We start from the raw sequence: 22059 nt of genomic DNA on the forward strand, positions 1-22059 counted from the left end.
GCTATATAGTTTCAAATAAGAGTTTATAGCCATGATAAGGCTATATAGTTTCAAATAAGAGTTTATAGCCATGATAAGGCTATATAGTTTCAAATAAGAGTTTATAGCCATGATAAGGCTATATAGTTTCAAATAAGAGTTTATAGCCCCGATAAAGCAATATAGTTTCAAATAAGAGTTTATAGCCATGATAAGGCTATTTAGTTTCAAATAAGAGTTTATAGCCCCGATAAGGCTATGTAGTTTTTCATCTAAATGGGAAAAATAAACGCATTTTGATTCGGTCATTCGTTTAAAGTGAACTTCCATCAGTGGGAGTCTTATAGCCTGCGAATTGTGGGATGAAAAATGGACTAAGAATTTAATCTTAGTCCATTTCTTATTTTATATCCATTTTGTATGGAATGTACCTTCTTTATCTACTCGTTTATACGTATGCGCTCCAAAATAATCGCGCTGCGCTTGTAACAAGTTGGCAGGTAGTTTGGCAGTACGATAGCTGTCATAATAAGAAATTGCTGCTGAAAATGCAGGTATCGGAATGCCCTGTTGTACCGCCATTGAGATAATTTGGCGTAATCCACCTTGATATGACTCTACAATTTCTTTAAAGTATGGATCAAGTAAAAGGTTCGGTAGTTCAGTGTTTGTTTCATAAGCCTCTTTAATGTTCTGTAAAAAGGCAGCACGGATAATACATCCGCCTCTCCAAAGCATAGAAATGCTTCCAAAATCAAGGTTCCAATCATATTCCTCAGAAGCTGCCTTCAATTGCGTGAATCCTTGTGCATAAGAACAAATTTTACTCATATATAAAGCTTGGCGCACTGCTTCAATTAATTCAGCTTTTTCAACTTCAATTGCTGTTTTATCTTTAGGGCCAGATAAAACTTTGCTTGCGTTCACACGCTCTTCTTTTAAAGCAGAAATGCAACGTGCAAATACAGATTCCGTGATAATCGGCAGAGAGATACCTAAATCAAGTGCGCTTTGGCTTGTCCATTTCCCTGTACCCTTTTGTCCTGCAGTATCAAGAATAACATCCACTAATGGCTTACCAGTTTCTTCATCTTTCTTCTTGAAGATATCGGCTGTAATCTCAATTAGATAGCTGTTCAGTTCACCTTTATTCCATTCAGCAAATATTTCATGGAACTCTTCTGCAGTCAAATCAAGTGTTTGTTTCAAGAAGAAATATGCTTCACAAATTAATTGCATATCTCCATACTCAATACCGTTGTGAACCATCTTTACATAGTGGCCTGCCCCATTAGGTCCGATATAAGAACAGCAAGGCTCGTTATTCACTTTTGCGGAGATGTTTTCAAGCATATCTTTTACTTTTTCGTATGCATCCTTCTGTCCGCCTGGCATAATAGATGGTCCCTTCAATGCACCCTCTTCGCCACCTGACACACCTGCCCCGATGAAATTGATTCCTTCTTCGGCAAGACGTTTGTTTCGGCGAATTGTATCGACAAAGTATGTATTACCACCGTCAATTAAAATATCACCGTTATCGAGGTGAGGAACTAGAGAATCAATCGCCTTATCTGTAATTTCCCCTGCATTCACCATTAATAAAATCTTTCTAGGTGATTCAAGTGAGTTAACAAACTCTTCAATTATATGAGTACCAACTAAGTTTTTACCACGGTTTTCCTCAATGATTTCATCAACTTTTTCCTTTGAAATATCATATAGGGCCACAGAATACCCTTTGCTCTCAAAGTTAAGTGCGAGGCTTTTTCCCATAACGCCCACACCAACAACTCCAATTTGTAACTTTGCCATATTCCATCGTTCCTTTCCATGTATGTTACTCTGTATTATAGTATATATACCTAAAATAACACTTTAATCAAATAATCAATCTTTTTCATTTCAATAGGCTCCGCCAGTATTCTTGCGAAAGGTTATAGGGACACGGCACATCACTATCAAGTTAAAAAATAAAGAGAGATTTTCATCCTTATTAATCAATCATGAAAAATAACTGGTTAATTACGGAAAATCAAATTAAACAGCTTCCGTATCCCTTTTATTGTTTAGAAAGATCTATACAAATAAACTTAATAATAAAGTAAATCCTAATCCGGCTACAGAAACGATAGTCTCAAGTAAAGTCCATGTTGCAAATGTTTCTTTCATGCTTAAACCAAAGTACTCTTTAAACATCCAGAAACCAGCATCGTTCACGTGTGAAGCAATTAAACTACCAGCCCCTGTTGCAAGGACAACTAAAGCAAGGTTAACATCAGATTGACCTAACATCGGGATCACTAAACCGACAGTTGTTAATGCAGCAACCGTAGCAGACCCCAATGAAATACGTAAGATGGCAGCGATAATCCATGCGAGCAAGATCGGTGATAATGAAGTTCCTTTGAATAATTCGGCTACATAGTTACCAACGCCGCCATCAATTAATACTTGTTTGAAAGCGCCGCCTCCACCAATAATTAAGAGCATCATCCCAATATTCGAGATCGCTGTTGTACAAGATTCCATCACGTTTTTGATTGGAATATTTCTTGCCAATCCCATTGTATAGATCGCAACTAGTAAGGATATCAACATGGCAGTATCCGCATTCCCAATAAACTCAATCGTTGCTAGTAAACTATTATCTTTGAATCCCATTGTTTTTTGCAGCAAAGTAATAATTGTAGCAACTGCCATTAAAAGAACAGGTAGTAAAGCGGTAAAAACACTGATTCCAAAGCCAGGAGTTTCTTCAAGTTTAAATACTTTCTGTTCACCTAAAGATTTGATATTACCGGTTTTTGTGAACGCATCAGGTACTAGTTTTTTTGCAAGTTTAGTAAATACAGGCCCAGCTAACACAACCGTTGGAACCGCTATCATAAAACCGTAAAGTAATACTTCACCGATGTTTGCATGCAATTCACCAGCGATAGCAGTTGGCCCTGGGTGTGGCGGTAAAAATCCGTGTGTTACAGATAAAGCTGCTGCCATCGAAATACCGAGATATAGGATAGAAACTTTTAATTCTCTTGAAATCGCAAATACAATCGGGATTAATAATACTAATCCTACTTCAAAAAATAATGCAATACCGATAATAAATGAGGCAGTCACAACAGCCCATTGAATGTTCTTTTTACCAAATTTTTTCACAAGGGTCATGGCAATGCGTTGTGCGCCCCCAGAATCTGAAAGCAACTTACCTAACATCGCACCAAGTCCAAAAACGAGTGCTAAATGACCAAGTGTTCCGCCTAATCCCGCTTCAATGGTTTTAAAAATCTTTTCTGGTGGCATTCCAAGTGCTAAAGCAACCCCGACCGATACAATGATTAATGAAATAAAGGTATTTAATTTAAAGCGCATAATCAGTAAAAGTAATGCTAAAATCCCAATTGCTACAATGACTAATGGCATCGTAGTTCCCCCCCTAATCTTAGCTGTATTTGTATTTATCCCGCTATTCGTGGGCAGTAAGGCCCCCCACCTCGAGATTTAGATAGAAGCGAGGCGTGGGGATTACTGATGAAAGTTTTACTTTATTAAATTTCTTTGATAATTTGCAATTCGTGTATAATCATCTTCTAGCGCCCTTGATAGATTAATAAATATCGGCAGTAATTGTCTGTATTCTTTTGTTGCTTCTTCTTTCGGTGTATGTTTGTAGGTATTGCCAACCATTTCGGAAACGATTTCAAAAGAATCAATTTTTCCTGTGGCATAGAGACCTAATATACATGCACCTAGACAAGAGCTTTCGTAGCTCTTTGGAACAACGACTTCAGATGCGAAAATATCGGACATCATCTGTCGCCAAACGGCAGACCTTGCGAAGCCGCCTGTTGCTTGAATACGGGTTACAGGACTATCCATGCATTCGGTTAACGCTAAGAATACAGTGTATAAATTATATATAACGCCTTCTAAAGCAGCACGAATCATATGTTCCTTCTTATGTGACATCGTTAAACCGAAGAAGGAGCCACGTACATCTGGATTCCATAATGGTGCACGTTCACCTGCGAGGTATGGATGGAATAATAATCCGTCTGCACCAGGTCTCACGCGTTCAGCTATTTTAGTTAATACATCGTATGGATCAATTCCTAGTCTTTTCGCAGTCTCTACTTCTGATGAAGCAAGTTCATCACGAATCCAACGAAGGACCATTCCGCCATTGTTTACCGGTCCACCAATTACCCAATGCTTTTCAGTTAAGGCATAACAAAATATTCTTCCTTTTTTATCTGTTTGTGGCTTGTCAATGATGGTCCGAATAGCACCACTTGTCCCAATTGTGACGGCAATCTCACCTTTTCGAATTGCATTCACACCTAGATTAGAAAGCACCCCATCACTGGCACCAATGACAAACGGTGTTTGTGAATCGATACCAATCTTTTGGGCTAAATCTGGATTGCAGTTGCTAAATATTTGGGTGGTTGGTACAAGTTCAGATAATTGAGCTGGTGTTATACCAGCAATTTTTAAAGCTTCCTCATCCCAATCTAGTGTTTTTAAGTTCATCATACCCATGCACGAGGCGATGGAATGATCAACAACATATTGATTAAAGAATTGTTTGAAGATATATTCTTTGATTCCAATATATTTTTTCGTTCTAATAGCAATTTCCGGATGATCATTCACAATCCATGTAATTTTGCTTAATGGTGACATGGGGTGAATAGGTGTTCCTGTTCGTCTATAAACTTCATGGCCATTCAGTTCATCTTTGATTTTATGTGCCCATGCCTCACTACGATTATCTGCCCAAGTGATACAAGGTGTCAGCGGATGATCATTTTCATCCATAGCAATGACACTATGCATAGCACTGCTAAATGAAATAAACGATGGTTTTTTATCTGAATGCTGTTTCGTTATATTTGATATCGCTTGTAAAACAGCTTGGAAAATCTCTTCTGGATCTTGTTCCGCTGTGGATATATCCGGTGTGCGAAGTGGATAACCAATATTCTCGGTTTGGATGACTTCGCCTTTTTCAGTAAATAAAACTGCTTTCGTACTTGTTGTACCGATATCTATACCTAACATATAGCTACTCATGTCCTTGCTCTACTCCTTTAGATAACATTTGTTGTGACATCCAGAAATCTTCAACTTTCCCTTGAACATCATCAAAATTTTGATGTAAGGCCTTAATCATGAGGGCTCGATCTTTTGATTCGATTGCTTTTATATAAAGCTCATGATTTTTTATAATCCGTTCAAAGTCTTCGTACTTTTCCTTGAAACGAGTACGCATTGATAAAAGGATTAAGCTTTCCATAACAGGCTTTAAATTATTCCAAATCATCAGGATGTAGGAATGCTCAATGGTTCGAATAATCGTTTCATGGAATAAGAGATCTTGATAAGAAAATTCATCGGAATCATGATATTTAATGGCGATTTTCATCATTTCCATTATTTTATTTAGTTCTCTTACTAAATCATTTGTGTCCATCTTTACAAGTCGCTCAAAGATAAACGTTTCTATAAGTAAACGAACATCATATATTTCTTCGATTTCTTTCTCGGTTAAACCAATGACAACTGCACCCATTCTTTCTAAGCGAATAATATTTTCAGAAGCTAGTACTTTTAATGCTTCACGGACGGGTGACCGACTTACAGAAAAATCGGCAGCTAATTTATTTTCCGATAGGATGGTACCGCTTTCAATTTCACCTGCAATAATGCGCATTCTCAGTTCGCTCGCAACACGATCACCTGTAGAAGCTTTTGAAAGCCATTTTTCAGGATAAAGAAATTCCATTGATTTCGCCATAAATTCACCTCATGTTAATCAAGTATACTTGTATACAAGTATTATAACTCGGATTTTTAATTATGCAAGCGCTTTTATTGTTTACTTTGGTTCTTTTAGAGGAAAGCTCCATAATTATTAAGCTAATAAATCGAGTCGCCCCAAAAACTATTATTGTTGATGAAGAAGATTTAGGGAATGGAAAACTGAAGAATACGATATCCAAGGACTTATATCAACATATTTACCACCCGGGTTTACAACTTGTTGAACCAAAAATATAGATGTTAAAAATGTAACAGTAACTGAATTTGAGCATTAAAAACTTTCAAAAATTGAAATTGTATTGTAAAGTAATGATTTTACAAATAGAAGCAGTTTTATATAATTAAAGACAAGTAAAGAGAATTTAAATGATTCACAGTAAAACGTGTAAAAAAACAACGATTATGTAGATTATTCAGACAACATTTCAACTTAAAGGTTATATAGCCATCATATAGCTATGACGTTTCACATTTTTAAGATTCAAATTATATTTGTAATTAACATTGTTAGGAGGTATTTAAATATGGAGAAAGTGTTAGCATTGTTTAGTGATGCCCTCCTACTTGCTGCTCCAATTTATGAAGAAAACAAGCAGTTATGGGCCAAATGGAATAAATATTATAAAGAAGTACAAGGGAATCACGATAAATTAGTAACATCAGCTAATATGTCCCCTTCCTTTTCGACACTTGTTTCTTGGTTAGGTCAGAAACAAGAGCAAGGAATATCGTTGTTAAACATTTATGCCAATCTGAATAAATATAAAATTGAAATTCAAAATGTACTAGATAAGATCATTGAACAAGAATTCGGAGAAAAAGTTGAAGCAGTTGAACCAACTCAAATTTCAATTTTTGAAGATAGTCAGGTAACAGAACATATAGAAGATATATCGGATGATTACTATCCTGTAACCAATGACGCAATGTACTATCAATTACGTGATGGAATAGCAAAAAATCATTTTGAGGAAGATGAAGCAGTAGCAAAACCGGTACTGCCATTAGAAACAAAAAATTCAAGCGGAGTTGCACAACTATCTTCACATAAGGATGAGGATTTGAGATTAGTGAATACAAACGAAGCAGAAAGATGGTCTATATTGGTTGATGGAGTAATTAGTAATATGGATGATCTTACAGCAGACTGTTTGGATACCATTACAATACAATGGTTAAATCAAGCTAAATCTCCAGATGAATTCATAGATTTTAGTTATGAAAATGTGTTGGAATTATGTAATATGCCAAAAGCATCAGCAAACGGTGTAGAGTATTATCGTGCAGAAGATAAGATAAAAGTAGCGCAACGTATTGCAGCGTTAGCAAGCATCTTTATTTATTTGAATGATGATAATGAAGTTGTAGTATTGAACGATCAAGCTGAAACTGGGGAAAAATTTGAAGTAAAACGTGAAGTAATCAAAAGGCTATTCGTACTGGACTCTGTAGTGTTATGGAGAGATAAGAATACTAATGAATATATGGGGATAGAATCCTGTAAGATTAAACCAGGTAGTTTTTTATCGGGCTATTTGTATGGATCTAATAGCACAACTGCTTTATTATCGAAAAAAGCATTAGAGTATAATAGCTATAGACACAAGTTTCATAAACGTTTAATACGTTATTTATCCTGGCAGTGGCGAATCCGTCAACAATACAGTACTTTAAAAAGACCATACTCCATTGGTGGAGAAAAAGGTTTACTATCTGTAATGGGTATTACAACTACAAAGGGGCGCCCAACTCGAATTCGTGAACAACTAGAAAATGTTTTAAATGATTTAGAAAAAGAAAATGTAATTTCACATTGGGCGTATGCAGAGGAATTGGATGAAACAAAGATAGGAGAACGTAATTGGTTTAAGAATTACTTTGAAAAGTTGGGAATCATTATTTTACCTCCAAAAGAATTGATGAATAATATAGATAGTATGGTGAAGAAAAAATCAATAGATACACAAGAGAAGCAAGAGGAGCGTTATATTGTAGATACAGTAAAACAACCTACTGTAGGATCAGAGGATATGGTTCGAGAGAAAATTATGCATCAGCATATGCATCAAAATAAAACAATGCGTGAGATAGCAGATGAAATAGGTCTATCCCCTGCTACACTCTCAAGATTTTGTAATAAAAAAATGAAACGCATTTCAAAAAGTGTTAATGAAAAACTTAACAAGTGGTATGAAAGACAAATGATTATAGAATCTATGTAAAAAGAAGCAGATACCTTTACAGAGGTACCTGCTTCTTTTTAGTTTTTTCATTTTCTATATGTATGGCTCCATAATCGCACTTGACATTGGAATAATTTCTATTTGCTATTCCTAAAAACAGAAACCACGTATTTAATTTCCCTCCTTTACTTTACGTGAGATTCGTTCAACTACTCGGGGTATACCGAGTGTACTTTTGTACAAAATAAGAGTGTTAAACGTTAAATTGAGGAGGATTTGTATGCAAAATCATAAAAAAGCTATAGAGAAGTCTGGTTCTATTATGAAACCAAATTTTGCAGAAACTGATGCGCAAAAAGTAAAACAAGAAATTCAAAATGATGTAAGAGCAGGACAAGGAGCAATGACTTCCCGGGAAGCTGGGGCAATGCGAGATTAAGAAACCCCTCCTTACTGAGTTTTAATTTTCTTCTTTAAAATCTTATTCAGTAAGGAGTTATTCCGTAATCTGGACCGATTGCTTAATAGGAAAAAATCCTGCACATTAACACAGGATTCTAATCAAGTTTTGCTGTAAGGCCACAATTCTGGTTTTGTTTCATAAAAAGTCTTTTTTTCGGAAATATGCATCTTAAAAAATAAGAAGGTATGAGTTTACAGCCCACCCCTTCTTACTGGTAGAAATATTCGTTATATGCATAGCTTATCAATCATGATCAATGTCACCTTCGATATATTGACGGAGTTTATCTTTAATTGCTGCACTTTCTGGAGTTACTTCTGCTATTTTACGATTGTGAAGACGAGAGCCTCCGTCCATTTCATCTAAAGGTAATGTATTTTCAACATCTTGAGAAACAGTTGCAGCCATTTGTTGCTGTAACCATTGCATTGTTAAGTTAGATGTTGTATTTTTACCATTGATTTCTGCAGTTCGTTGAATTTCCTGTTCTTGCTGATTATGAGTTACAGTCGATGTGTAAGCAGGCTCTCTATATTGTGGTGTATGCTTTGCCCTTGGCACTTCTATTGGGGTTTCAGTAATAACTGATGCTTTTTTGTTAATTTCAATAGGTTCTCTATGTTTACTTGTGTCTGGTACATTTTCTTTTTGAACATTGATTACTTCATTAATTTTTGCGGGTTCTGTTGAAGTAGAAGTAGCAATTGATGCTGTAGCGTCCTTCTTTTTTAGCTTAGGAGCAGAATTTCTTGAGTAATCTTGCACAGACTGATTATTTGTTAAATCACCTTCATTGTCAGTATCATCTTCATTATTATAAAAATCGTAAGTATCAGGATTTAACGTTTGTAACCAACCTTCTATTGCAGTAGGCACTGTTTTAGGTGTACTCAATTCCTCAATTACAGTATCTTCACTATCAACATCTGTATCTGTAACATAATCATCATATTTAATTTCCGTATTCAATGACTCTTCACGTACTTTTAGCCAATAAGCAGCTGCTTCTGCATCAACTTGAATCTTAGCTGTTTTAAACTCAGTGGCAGGAACAAAGTTTGCATTTACTTGTATTCCTCCTTGAGGAGCATTATCTTTTACAATTTTAGCAGCACACTGGAATGCTTTTTGAATCAATATATCATTTTCAGAAAGAATGGGTACCTCTGTTTTCGAATAAGAGTAGGATGTTCTACGTGTACTTTGAGTTTTCGTTTCAGCTGTTACCATATCAATTTCTTGATCACCTTCACGTGCTTCATAAATTGTTTTCGTACCCATAAGCTTACTAAACAATTTAGCATCTTCATTAGTGACATCACCATAAACAAGTTTATTACGAAATGTACCTAACAGGATATCCATGAATCTTGGGCCATGTTCAATTGCTAATTGGCTAATTGTTTGCGCAATAACAATTAAAGGAGCTTTATATTTACGTGATTGAGCAGGAAAACTTTTAAATGCTTTATAAATGTAATCTGCAAACTCATCCACTAAAACAGGATGGTATGGAGATACGTTAGGTTTACGACGGAAAACAGCATTTTGCACTGCATATAAACATAATTTACCGAATACATCAGATAGGTCAGAAAGTTCCCCTTTCGCTGTATTGATTAAAAGGATACCTCCAAATTCCAAATGCTTTTCAAAGTCAAAATCTGATGGACCACATAATACACGACGGAGCAGAGGTTGAGCTGAAATATCATTTAATGTGTTTCGTAAACCACGAACGAAGGTTTCTTGTTTATCAATAATCTTTGGCTGCCCATAGTATTTCCCTTCAGTATGATAAACAACTTCCCCTCCCCCACGCCCGCCAGAAATTTCAGGTACATAATTTAAATCAAACCATTCATCAACTTGCTTCATTATGCGCCAATGATTTCGTTCATCTCTATCAGGTATAGATTCAATATCATTTGGAAGGCGCTCTTTTAACTTGAGATGCATCTCAAAAACGAGATTAGCATCATTATACAAATCAATTAAATGTTCAAATCTAGCTTCAAATTTTGAATCATGGAGTTTTAACAAGTAAATATGTTGTTTAAGATGCGAACGCTCAGATTGAACAAAGAAAGGATTTCCTGCGCCATTATCAGAGAGCCCCGTTAATACTGAACATAACATCTCAGCAACTTTATCAACTGGACCACGTACAAAATTTATTGAAGGGGTATCAGGATTTGTTGGATCTAAATAGAAAATAACACTTTCGGGAATCTTGTGTGCCAATACCAATTGATATACCTTTTCGCAGAAGTCGTTAGATGGCTCGATAACTGTAAGACCATTTATCTGCGTTCCTTTTACATCCTCTGAATGATAATCTTTTCTTGCATATAGGGTTTTAAAGTTATTAATCATTGAAGCCATATAGTCAAGAATTTGATTGGCAATTGGCAAACCTAGTGCAGCTGATTTACCTGTACCAATATTACCGATGATCATTATGTTAAGTGTTAAAGACTTGCCCTGAATAACTGCCATTTCCCGTGTAGCACTGTTAGGACCAAGAAAGATATCGGGTTCTGGCAATTTTAATGGATTTTTTTCAGTGAAAAATTTGTGTAATGAAGTAGCAAGTTTTCGTTGACGATCATCATTCAAAAAGGAAAGCATCCAACCAGGTATTTTAAATACGTATTCCCATTTTCCAAATTCATCTAAAAGCTCTTTTTTATGTTCATAAAAAATCTTAAAGAGCCATAAGAGTACGAGAATAATAATAATTACAGGTATAGCAAATACAAGGTGCATGATATTACTAAAATTTGAAAGTATAGTATCCTCTAATCCTTTGTCATTTAGTGAAACTTCTCCAGCTTTCGAATTTAAGAATGGAATAAATATTTTAGCTAATGGAACACTAAACGCCCATAAGTACTGGGCAACTATACCAATTAACATCATCGAGAAAATAAGCCATCTACGTTTTATCTCCTGATAAGTCTTAACCTTGGTTGAAAGCTGCCAAGTATAGATTAAAATCCAAAAGCTAAAAAAGGTTTCAATGTAATAATTAGTTTCGAACGGATTACCGAAGATACTTAAGGTAGGTAATGGAACGCCCATTTGTATTGACCAGAAAGAAGCATATTTATATATTCCCCTGAAAGCAAAATACCAAGCTAGCAGCAATAGTAAAGTCACAACATAGTAAGATGAGCGAGCTACTAAACGATATTTCCAGCTTTTTGTAATATCGATTGTAACTGTATAGGAATTTTTCTTGCTCCTCCCGGCTTTTGGATCCTCCCCATTACCTGGTGTATTATTAAGTTCAGCATTCTTTTGAACTGCGTTCTCCAAATTCTTGTTTCACCCTCTCTTTTAAAGAATAAAAAGCAGCGGTGAAATTAAGCAATTCAGCAGAAGTAGCCAATAATATATTCTCTGGTGCTATGGAATTGTGATACAAATCAGTAAAAATGGCCTGCTGCCCATGCTCTAATTCGTCCGCTTCATATATCCCCAATATTTTAATTGGGTTTAGTGTTCGGTGTTGATTTTGCATGGCCAACAATCCTGATAATTGTTGTAATTTAAAGTGTGTGTTAACCTCCCCTACCTTAAGTATTGTTAATATACAAACTATTTCTAAGTAATCTAAAGATTTTTTTTCTTCATCAGATGTTTTTTTTCGTAATACCAGAATGTCATCTGTTAGCTCAAGTAGTTTAGAATGCTGAACCCCTTTCGCTTGCATTTCATTTTTATTAGATATCCACTCTACCGAATAAGGGAAAGAAGAATTTATGCTTAAACGTTCAGTGATTTTTTTAATTAGGTGACTTTTGCTTAAACTATTAGTTTCGCGAATTTCTTGAAGAATATTATTTACTACAAGTGCAGAACTACCCATATTGCATACGTAAACATTGAGGTTGTTTAACACACTTAAACGTGGAATATTACCAAAAGCTTTTTTTAAATTGGTAACACGTGTGATCCGTTTTTTGTAAGTAGAAATGGTATGGTAGGAGTCATCAATAATAGAAAATAACACGTAATATTGCTTAGATGGGTTAGCAGCAGCGATATCGAGATATTTTTTTAATTTATTTTCTAAAAACGGAATGTTTTCCGATCCTGTATCAACTTCGATATTGATAATAGAATTGTTACAAGTAATAACCCAATCAGGAATTAGTAATGGGTTTCCCTTTGAGTCAGGATAAAATTCTTTAGATGGACGAAATGAATATACAAGTTGAGGCAGATCTGGTAGGAAAGAAACGGGTTGAAGTTCTGGCTGAAACACTTCACGGTATTCTTCATCTTCATATAAAAAGTAGACATCTTTTGAATCGGAATACATCAGGTGGGGCAACTGTAAGTTTTGCTTTACAATTTGGCTTAGTGGAAAGAGATAATCTCCATTACCGCCTACAATTGCGCCGGCATGTTCATTGTTTGATTCTGCTTTTAGTAAATTTAAGACAAATTGCGTGATTGCTATATTGTGTTCATATTGCCTTTTAGTAACAAATGAGGTGCTACAATCAGAAAGTAATTTTAATCTATATAATATTTCAGCTCCTTTCAAAGAGATAGAAACGAAATCTAGTGTGAAGCCTCGCTTTTTTCTCACGCTTATATTTTCCTTTTTTAGTAATTTCATTTTTGCCCATTTAGTTAACTTTGATGAAAAAGTAGTTCGACTTATAGGCCCCCCACTTATCAATTCATAAAATTTACGTAATTGAATTTGAGATACTGTTCGCTGTTCATATAAAAATAAAACTGTAAAAATATCAGAACGATTAAAATAAACTCCACGATCATTTTCTCCGACGATATATTTAACTGCATGATTAAATGATTTTTTCAATTTTAAACACTCCCCTGATATGGAAATAAAATACGGAAACTTGCATAAAATCGATTGCAACTATCCAAAAGCCAACCTAGACTGATTGGGTAAATAAAACATTTGAGAACATAAAAATGTTTTAAAAATATTTTAACTGAAATTTACAAAAAAACAACTCGTTATCCATCAAGACTCTGGATTTAAAAACACGTAATACATCTTCATGTATGTCTTATAAAAATCAAATGTAATAAGGATCTATTTACTATTAGAGTTCGTCATATATCCTTCGACATAAATAAAAAGACATGTGACGAAGCTAAAAAATAAAAATAGAGTTCGTCATATGTATTACGTCATATCTGTGTAGAGTCCTCAAAATACAGAGTGAATATATTTTTGAATGGATGAAATTCAATATTGAAATGAATATTAAAATTTTTTGGATGTAACTGTTTATTAGGAGGAAAAATCACATCATAAAAGAAATAAGTAAATAATTATAATAAAGTAAATGAAAATTTTGTATATTTCGTATTTTGCATGTTACAATCTGATTTAAGGGGTGAAAAAATGCGGAATTGGAACACAGAATATGGGTTAATAAAAAAGATTATACAAAGTGAATTTGAAACAGACTTTTTTTATAACAAGGTAACTAACACATTAAATAACGAATATGAGATAATTCCATTACAGTTTGCTGCTCTAGATCCTTATAAAATCTACAATACTTCACAAGTTAGTAGAATATTGAGACTAAAACCTAATAAATTAAGGTATTTAATTAACAGATACGGTGAATACATCCAATTAATAAAAAAAGAAACTAAATATATTATTTCATTTAAAGCTGTATACAAGATTTATTTAGTACATCTATGTTTAACAAAGAAATTAATTAGTTTATCTGAGTTTAATCGCTTTATGGCATTACATGTGAGTTATAGTGATTATATTGATATGAAATTGACAAGTTATACTGACAAGTTTGTAGAACTTAATTTCAGAGAAAAACAAATGAATGAAAATGAATCACAATTTTATGTGTTATTTCTGCAAATCTCAGAAATAACTACGGAATTAATAAAAGAAATAACGAAATATAACATGACATTAACATCCCCTTTCCTTTCTGTGGACAACCAACAGAAAAATGAGTTATTAAAAAAGAAGCAGGATCATAAAAATCTGTTTAATAAACTAAGTGTTTTATATAAAACTATATAGTTAAAAGAGTAATACTTAAGAAGTATTACTCTTTTTTTATAGGGTTAAATACACGTTTTATTGATAAGTCTTTTATATAAGTCCTTTAAATAGGACGTGTAATAATTCATGGTAAAAGTCTATTGACAAGAAATTAATATAAAATCATATAAAACCTTTAATACTAAGTGTTTGTCCATACGTCTTATATGTAGTTTTTATGTATAAGACGTATAAATCAAATAACCTTGATAATAGTACGTTATTTTAGGAGTATTATATATTGGAATTATAATTCTGGGAAAAATATACATAAATACTGCACTCATATTTATTATTTAATAGTTATTGTTAGTTATATGAAACCTGATATTGACATGCTTTATTTACTGCTTATATGAAAGACTTTCATGTACGTCTTATATATTTGACGTTGATATATAGGACATTGTTTCGATTTTACATTTTGTAAATGTTATATAAGTCTTGTATATAACAACTTAATATAAGGCTTATATATAATGACTTGATATACGTCTTACAATGATGTAATATATTTTTAGGAATAATTAACCAACGTTTTAAGGGGGGGACAACTTGAACGAGGTATTAAGTGAAAAATATAAACAAAACAAATTCACTGAAGAAGTTGTGGAAATGTTTGCAGACATTATTGAAGGAGACGAAATACTCTACAATGTATTTCATTACATAGGATCTCAAGTAAACAAACAATACCAAGAGACAAAGTATATGAGAGGAATCTCAATAAATGAAATAGTAGAAAGTGTTGTTATTGATAGGAGAGTAAAGAAACCTAAGGGTAAATCCTATTCATTAGAACTTGAAAGAACTAACATTTCAAGAAGATCGGCAGAAGGTAGTGTTGCTACTTTAGCTTCAATGTCATTAATAACAGAAAAAATTATGCATCCGTATAAGTTTTTAATTTCAACTATTAGGGGACAACAAGTATTAGTTGAATTAGGGAAACGTAAAAAAAGTAATGAGAATAAGGGAGAGATAAAATAATGGCAAAAAACTTTCTGAAAAACGAAGTAGCTGTGAAAATGACTATGGTTGGTTTTGGTCAAGCTGGAACTAGAATGGTAGATAAGTTTGCTGAGTATAAGCATACAGACGGTACAGCAGTTTATAATTGCCTAGCATTGAATAGTAATGATGGGGATTTAGCTGAACTGAAAAATGTGCCGAAAAGTAACCAAGTTTCACTAAAATTAGGTGGTTTAGGTAAGAATCCTGAGCGTGCTGTAAAGGTTTTAGAATCTAATGAAGAAGCTAAAGATAAACTAAAAGAATTTATAACGGAACGTGTTAGACCAACTGATGAATTAGTACTATTTTTTGCAGGTTTAGGCGGTGGTACAGGTACATCTACAATTATTCAAGCAATTGAAGAATTCTCCGCTTTTCATAATAAACCTGTAATTGCTGAAGAACTTAAAAGTATGGCAATGAAAATTCCTAGAGAAGAATTAATAAAAAATCAACAAAAGTATGCAAGAATTGCTTTCAATAATGCTATTGAGCGTAAAGATTTCATTAAAATGGGTATTGTAGTTACACTTCCAGTTAGAGCGGATGGACCTGATGTACTAAGACAGGTGAATAAATTTTCACAAGAAATTTGGAAGTTAGCTAATGATCCAGCGAAAGGCGTTGCATTTGTTGTATTTGCAGATAACCAACACTTCTATGATGAGTTTAAGGGATTAAACGAAAATGAGAAAAAAGGCATTGGAAACTCACGAGATTATGCAAACCAACGCATTGGAGATATTATTCATGAGTTAAATACAGCTGCAAATGGTTCAGGAACATCAGTAATTCTAGATTCTCAGGACTTTAAACGAATTTTACTAGAAAGAACAGGCTGTTTAGTAATTAATAAGGTTTCACGTAATATGAATCAAATTGAAAACAGTAAAGAAATTGTAGATATGTTCTCAGAATCATTGAAAGGAAGCTCCTTCCATCACCCTATTGACCTGATGAAGACAAATGAAAATGGAGATTTAGAGGCATCAAAGGTACATCATTTTGGGATGTTAGCAATTTTAGATGAACAGAAGAACATTGATGATTCATTTATGGATGATGCAAAAGTAGAAGTGACAAATAAACTACCAATCAATGGAACTGTTTTTAATGGTTATTTAGTCAGTAAAAATGACTTTATGGGCAGCGTGTATACTTTCTATAAGACAGATGCACTACCATCACGATTATCTAAAGGATTAGTTGAAGAATATAATGAATTTAAAGAAAAACAAAGCCAAATCCAATATACAAAGTCTCAAATTAATACAATTGAAGCGCAAGACTTTGATGATGATTTCAATATTAATTTTGGTGATTACTTTGAATTAGAACCAGTTAAAAATGAAGAACCACAAGCACAAAATGATGAAGAATTAGCAGCATTTATGGATCCAGATAAGATGTTTGGATCAAAATAAAAAATAAGCCTGGGATTTTCCAGGCTTATTTTTCTGTTTTCATTACACTTTTCATATATTCAATCATGTTCTCATCAATATAGTTTTCTATAAAAAGTTGTTTTCTTGCAAGATCTTCCTCTTTTTTAAACCAGCCAACTTTTTTAATACGAGTTTCTTCTGGTTGTGCACTCCACTCTCTTTCAGCTTGTTTTCTTAACTCTGTACGTGCTCTATGTTGAATTATCATATTATCTAGTCTTTCTTGTCTTTGGCGCTCTTTTAACATTTCAGGGTCTTCTGGTTCAGGTAGCACCGCACGTATAGCATCTTCAAACTTTCCTTGATACTCTAATTCAATGTTTTGTAAATGCATTTGAATCTTTTGCTCTACTATTTTCTCAATAGTCGCTGCAGCTTCCTGCATGTTTAATGGGGTTGAGACTTCACTAGTTTGATTTTCTGGAGAAACTGGTCTTAGTTCGAATTGATGTGGTAAAAGCTCAATAATTGCATCTAGCGACCACTTTTCATCCCTCTTTAGCTTAATAAATAAAGCTATGTCTAAATCCAGTGTGTTATATAGCTTTTCATTTGTATTATTGGTTCTTAATGTTCCGTGTAACCCCTTTTCCTCTAGGGTATTGAACCAATTGTACACAGTGTTATGATGTCGGCCTACTAGTTTTGAAAACTCTGTTATTCGCCAAGCTTTTTCAAAAGCATCTTCATGACTAGAGTTTGTATTATTTGACTCCATATGTTCATTTGTATTTTTGTTATCTTGTTCAATCATCGTTATACCTCCTTGAAATATAATGGCCACAATAAAATGGAATTAACATATAAAGTGAGATTAACATGTTAAGTGTTTTTTCGATAATATAAACCCGAATCCCTTTATTGATTGACATTCACATGAAATGTATCATTAACATGTAAAGCATCACTTGTTAACATAAAGTTGATAAATAAAGGGTTTGGAGCTAACTATTGTTAATATCTTGTTAATAATTCGTTAGTTGTTAATGATTATTGTTGCTATGAAATTAACAAATTAGTCTACAATATATTAATGATAAGAAAATATTAGTGATTTGTAAATAAATTATGAGGATATAGTATTAAACTTAAAGACTTAAAAGCTAAAAAGTATGTATAAATGTAAAGCGAAAAGCCAATACTAATAATAAATAAAGGCCTATATTTATTATTATTTAAGATATTTGGTAGTAGAAAGCTAAGAACTGTATAGTTAATTGGTTTCAGTAGGTCTTTAGAATGCACATGAAGGTTATTATAGGTTATTGAATTACTATTAATACGGCTTAATATAAACTCGTTTTTTCTAGAGTGCACCGCCCTTTACAAGTGATCTCTATATAATCAAAATTGATTCATACAATTGGTACTCTTAAATCGGAAGTAATAAAAAGCAATTTATTGTTTTTAGCCACTATCAAAATGCTTTCAAGAATGATATCTTCTCCGGTTTATCCAGTGGATTTCGCTATAGAAAAAAGCCTTTTAATAAATGTAGAACTTAAAACTCTATTTGTATGTATATTCTCAACTTTAGAATTAATAATTGTTAATGTCATGTTAATACGTATTGGTGATAGTTGTTATGAAGCTATCATTAATTAATAACTAGCCCTATTAACATGTCAATCTCAGGTTATATATCAATGATAAATGAAGAGAAAACTATTATTTTTTTTGTGTTACTAATAAGAAACTATCAATTGTATGGAGTTCTTGTTGGTTTCTAGCTACAATTAGAGTTCTTTTAGGGTGTTTTCTTTTTTTATAGAAATACATGGTGGTAGATAAATTTTTAACTAATGCGGATATTGAAAAACCGAAAGGTGCTTCTATGACCATTTTAGTTATTTAATTGTTAATGTCATATTAATGTTAAATGTAAATTGTTGATATAACATTAACAATTAAAATGACATTTCTCCCTACGTTTGGCTTTTAGACTATATGTCAATGATAAACAAGGTGTGAAAACTATTGAATTGCTGTCGTCATTTATTAATGTGATGAAATTTCAAGTATTTTTTGATAGTGTGAAAACATCTTCTTGGATAGATCGTCACTAGATTCGCTTCGAGTAAACCGCCACAAAAGAAAATTTTCATCAATATAGATTTTGAAATCTCGAAAGCCATAAATACTTCTCCTTTTTTGACACCTCATTGTTAATGTTATATCAATATCAATTAGAATAATATCAATAACAAAAGAAAATAAATGCTTAACATGTCAATCTTAGATTATATATCAATGATAAATGAAGGGAAAACTGTTGTGGTAGATAAATTTATAATTAATGCAGATCTCTAGACTCAAGACCTGTATTTATACGTATTTCAACCACTTAATTGTTAATGTTATATCAATGTTAAATCCAAATTGTTGATATGAGATTAACAATACAGAAAGTATTCCTTTGTATTTGCTGTTTTCAACTATATGTAAATGATAAATAGAGGGTAAAAATCATTGAATTGCTGTCAGCATTTATTACTCGATTAAATCTTTAACTATGTTTTGATAGTGTCGAAACATTTTTTAAGATAGATCGTTACTAGATTCGCTTCAAGAAAACTACCGCAGAAGAAAAATTTCAGTCAATATAGATTTTGAAATCTCGAAAGTTATAAACATTCCTTCTTTTTGATATCGAATTGTTAATGTTATGTCAATATTAATCAGAATGATATTGATAACAAGAGAAAACAATCACTTAACATGTTAATCTCAGTTAACATGTTAATAACAAATGAGAGATTAAAAATCAGTTATCTTTCCATTGGTATCAACATGAGATTGATAGTTTCGTGTTGTTTCTTTTGTGTATCTTACTAGCATTGAAACATTTTCAATGCTAGTTTATTAATTAACATACTTCTATACAATCCGTTGCAATAGGCTAATGCTCAACTAATATAGATCTTGAAGTTTTGATAGGCACAAATATTTTTGATAAGCGTCCGCTTGTTAACGTTATGTTAATGTTAATTCATAGATACTAGCATTTAGGTTGGTGCGATTCAGTTGACATGTTAATCTCGTTTGATATGTCAATGTCAAATATGGGTAAGATGTATTGGTTTTCTGTTGATATCAACATGAGATTGATAATTATATGATTGTTTTATAGTCCTTGGTCTAAATTTTTAAAAAGTAGGAATAATTAATTTTAGACAAAGTGTAAAGTTATGATAATTGTTTACAAGGAATTGATTATGGTTAACAAGAATGCACTTAATAGTGCAATTAATTGGTTAGTAGGTTATATATACTGTATCAAAAAAATTCAGCAGAGAAACATTAGTGAACCGTTAATAACGGGTATCCTTATAGCTTGGTAAATATAGATTGCTAAAATAGTATCTGATTCTGAAGAAGTTCTCGCTTCAAAAGGTCCAAAAGGAGTTAAATAGTGATATGCCCATGTATAATTATAGTGTGGGGTTTAATAATATTTAGAAGATTATTTGATTAAATAAAGAATATTATAATTAACCTCTAGATTAAATTTATAATTTTTAGTATATTTTTATTATAAAACGTAAATTTTTTTATTTTCTAGTGATTACATGAAGCCCTTCGGGTTACGGATTAAATTACACGTTTGTGTGGTATTTAACCTCCGTATTCCAAAGGGCTTTTTTATTTGATTAAGGGAAAAGGTGAGATGTGATGTCAATTGAAAAGTTAGCAACAAGTAGAATATTAAGACCAGTGAGAAGCATGAATAAGGGGAGTAATGAGAGATGGTTTGAATATTATAGAACAACATGCCCTATATGTGGTAAGCAAGGATGGTGCATGGTTAATGATTCTGAAACCAAAATAATATGTGGACGAATTTCATCAGAAACAGTATTCGGGGAAGCAGGCTATTTACATATAGTAGCTGAAGAGCAAAAAAGGGGATATGACTTTTCTCAAGATCAGATGATTAAAGAACATAGGAAGAAAAGTGATTACACCCTTGATATTATTTACACTTTATTCCTAGAATCTTTAGACGTGCGAGATGAACATATTAAAATGTTAAGAGGATCAGAACGTAGGATTACAAGAGAAGTAATAAATATTAGAAATTACAAAAGTTTTCCTATTAAACCTTGGGATACTACAAAAGAGCTAATAAAAAAAGTAGGAGGGAAAACAAGCTATATTGTTGGAATTCCAGGATTTTATGCAAAAGAAACGAAGGATGGAAGATATTTCACGTGTGCAGGAAGGAGAGATTCTTTATTAATACCGCAGAGAAATATATATAATCAGATATGCGGTTTTCAATGTAGAATTGATGACCCTGAATATATGACAGTTGTAAAAAATCATAAATCAAGCTTTAAGGCAGAAGTTATTGAGCAACCCAATACTATAGAGGTGACCTATAAAATCAATGGGAAGATAGAGTCTATATTTAAAGGTAAAGTCGATGTTAAAGAATGGTATGAAATTAATTATGAGGGTGAAAAATTAGGTGAAGTACAATTAAAGTTAGAAAGTAAATATATTTGGATCAGCTCAGGTGGGAGATTTCATGGAACAGGAGTTGGGAACCCGTTGCCAATACATGTAGCAGTACCTAGTCGAGAGCTGAAAAATTGGGAACGTGGAGAATTAATAAAAAAGGATAATGTATGGATTTCAGAAGGGAGTCTAAAGTCTGATATTGCTGCAGAAAACTTAGACGAGCTACTAACAAATGAGGAAAAATTAATGTATGGTACCACAGTCGTATCAATACCTGGGGTTAAAGTATGGAGAATATTAATTGAACCATTAAAAAAAATGGGAGTTAAACAGGCAACTTTCGCTTTAGATATGGATATGATTACAAATTCAGATGTTCAGTGGTCGTTATTAGAATGTGCGCAAGCGCTTTATCAAGAAGGGATAAGTGTTAATTATGCAAGTTGGGATATTAATCTTGGAAAGGGGCTAGATGATTTACTGTTAAACGATTATATTCCAGCAATAGAGAAAGTGAGATAAACGCTATTGTTCAAAGAGGAAACTAACTTGTCAATGAAAGGATAGCATTATTAAGTTTTGAATGAATATTAAAAAATAGAATTT

13 protein-coding genes are annotated in these 22059 nt (G+C 33.0%); 6 read left to right on the plus strand and 7 right to left on the minus strand.

Annotated elements, in window-relative coordinates; genetic code table 11:
• Positions 1–384: 384 nt before the first annotated feature.
• The 4 genes from gndA to gntR form a co-directional block, all read right to left on the minus strand.
• Positions 385–1794 (minus strand): NADP-dependent phosphogluconate dehydrogenase, encoded by a 1410-nt coding sequence (gene gndA, locus JDS98_RS28535; protein ID WP_199634581.1) that lies wholly within the window; start codon positions 1792–1794, stop codon positions 385–387.
• A gap of 264 nt (positions 1795–2058) precedes the next feature.
• Complete coding sequence (gene gntP / locus JDS98_RS28540) at positions 2059–3405, minus strand: gluconate permease GntP (RefSeq protein ID WP_098000910.1); 1347 nt, start codon at positions 3403–3405, stop codon at positions 2059–2061.
• Between the two features lie 117 nt (positions 3406–3522).
• Positions 3523–5058, minus strand: coding sequence for a gluconokinase (gene gntK, locus JDS98_RS28545; RefSeq protein WP_199634582.1), 1536 nt, complete (start codon positions 5056–5058; stop codon positions 3523–3525).
• Positions 5051–5782 carry a gluconate operon transcriptional repressor GntR gene (gene gntR / locus JDS98_RS28550; protein ID WP_001130026.1) on the minus strand — a complete coding sequence of 244 codons (732 nt, stop codon included), beginning with the start codon at positions 5780–5782 and terminating at the stop codon, positions 5051–5053. Before gntR ends, gntK begins: the two co-directional genes overlap by 8 nt.
• A gap of 550 nt (positions 5783–6332) precedes the next feature.
• Between gntR and JDS98_RS28555 the strand changes: the two genes are divergently transcribed.
• Both JDS98_RS28555 and JDS98_RS28560 read left to right on the plus strand, forming a co-directional pair.
• A complete protein-coding gene (locus tag JDS98_RS28555; protein WP_053446372.1) occupies positions 6333–8030 on the plus strand; it encodes a helix-turn-helix domain-containing protein in 1698 nt (565 codons plus the stop codon).
• A 241-nt stretch (positions 8031–8271) separates the two neighbouring features.
• On the plus strand, positions 8272–8430 hold the full coding sequence (locus JDS98_RS28560) for a hypothetical protein (RefSeq protein WP_001179369.1): 159 nt from the start codon (positions 8272–8274) through the stop codon (positions 8428–8430).
• Positions 8431–8697: 267 nt separating this feature from the next.
• Here JDS98_RS28560 and JDS98_RS28565 read toward each other — a convergent pair whose 3' ends face one another.
• Both JDS98_RS28565 and JDS98_RS28570 read right to left on the minus strand, forming a co-directional pair.
• A complete protein-coding gene (locus JDS98_RS28565; protein ID WP_199634583.1) occupies positions 8698–11775 on the minus strand; it encodes a type IV secretory system conjugative DNA transfer family protein in 3078 nt (1025 codons plus the stop codon).
• Positions 11747–13297, minus strand: coding sequence for a replication-relaxation family protein (locus tag JDS98_RS28570; protein WP_098911868.1), 1551 nt, complete (start codon positions 13295–13297; stop codon positions 11747–11749). Before JDS98_RS28570 ends, JDS98_RS28565 begins: the two co-directional genes overlap by 29 nt.
• A gap of 525 nt (positions 13298–13822) precedes the next feature.
• Between JDS98_RS28570 and JDS98_RS28575 the strand changes: the two genes are divergently transcribed.
• The 3 genes from JDS98_RS28575 to JDS98_RS28585 all read left to right on the plus strand — a co-directional run bounded on the left by JDS98_RS28575 (position 13823) and on the right by JDS98_RS28585 (position 16968).
• Complete coding sequence (locus JDS98_RS28575; protein ID WP_098157558.1) at positions 13823–14509, plus strand: hypothetical protein; 687 nt, start codon at positions 13823–13825, stop codon at positions 14507–14509.
• Between the two features lie 576 nt (positions 14510–15085).
• Positions 15086–15520 carry a hypothetical protein gene (locus JDS98_RS28580; RefSeq protein WP_001006721.1) on the plus strand — a complete coding sequence of 145 codons (435 nt, stop codon included), beginning with the start codon at positions 15086–15088 and terminating at the stop codon, positions 15518–15520.
• Positions 15520–16968 carry an FtsZ/tubulin family protein gene (locus tag JDS98_RS28585; protein ID WP_001097026.1) on the plus strand — a complete coding sequence of 483 codons (1449 nt, stop codon included), beginning with the start codon at positions 15520–15522 and terminating at the stop codon, positions 16966–16968. The genes JDS98_RS28580 and JDS98_RS28585 overlap by 1 nt, the downstream gene beginning before the upstream one ends.
• 25 nt (positions 16969–16993) lie before the next feature.
• On the opposite strand, the gene JDS98_RS28590 is transcribed toward JDS98_RS28585, so the two are convergent.
• On the minus strand, positions 16994–17743 hold the full coding sequence (locus JDS98_RS28590) for a terminase gpP N-terminus-related DNA-binding protein (protein WP_000572413.1): 750 nt from the start codon (positions 17741–17743) through the stop codon (positions 16994–16996).
• Between the two features lie 2918 nt (positions 17744–20661).
• On the opposite strand from JDS98_RS28590, the gene JDS98_RS28595 reads away from it, so the two are divergent.
• Positions 20662–21975 (plus strand): DUF3854 domain-containing protein, encoded by a 1314-nt coding sequence (locus tag JDS98_RS28595; RefSeq protein WP_098911865.1) that lies wholly within the window; start codon positions 20662–20664, stop codon positions 21973–21975.
• Positions 21976–22059: the final 84 nt, after the last annotated feature.

Origin of the sequence: Bacillus cereus group sp. N11 (genome assembly GCF_016483605.1) — a bacterium.
GTDB classification, from domain to species: Bacteria; Bacillota; Bacilli; order Bacillales; family Bacillaceae_G; genus Bacillus_A; species Bacillus_A toyonensis.

What these genes read in the sequence shown, in the direction of transcription:
- JDS98_RS28575 (WP_098157558.1), top strand. Translation starts at nt 13,823, where the DNA reads ATGTTACAATCTGATTTAAGGGGTGAAAAAATGCGGAATTGGAACACA.
- gntK (WP_199634582.1), bottom strand. Translation starts at nt 5,058, where the DNA reads ATGAGTAGCTATATGTTAGGTATAGATATCGGTACAACAAGTACGAAA.
- JDS98_RS28560 (WP_001179369.1), top strand. Translation starts at nt 8,272, where the DNA reads ATGCAAAATCATAAAAAAGCTATAGAGAAGTCTGGTTCTATTATGAAA.
- JDS98_RS28595 (WP_098911865.1), top strand. Translation starts at nt 20,662, where the DNA reads ATGTCAATTGAAAAGTTAGCAACAAGTAGAATATTAAGACCAGTGAGA.
- gntR (WP_001130026.1), bottom strand. Translation starts at nt 5,782, where the DNA reads ATGGCGAAATCAATGGAATTTCTTTATCCTGAAAAATGGCTTTCAAAA.
- gntP (WP_098000910.1), bottom strand. Translation starts at nt 3,405, where the DNA reads ATGCCATTAGTCATTGTAGCAATTGGGATTTTAGCATTACTTTTACTG.
- JDS98_RS28555 (WP_053446372.1), top strand. Translation starts at nt 6,333, where the DNA reads ATGGAGAAAGTGTTAGCATTGTTTAGTGATGCCCTCCTACTTGCTGCT.
- JDS98_RS28585 (WP_001097026.1), top strand. Translation starts at nt 15,520, where the DNA reads ATGGCAAAAAACTTTCTGAAAAACGAAGTAGCTGTGAAAATGACTATG.
- JDS98_RS28590 (WP_000572413.1), bottom strand. Translation starts at nt 17,743, where the DNA reads ATGATTGAACAAGATAACAAAAATACAAATGAACATATGGAGTCAAAT.
- gndA (WP_199634581.1), bottom strand. Translation starts at nt 1,794, where the DNA reads ATGGCAAAGTTACAAATTGGAGTTGTTGGTGTGGGCGTTATGGGAAAA.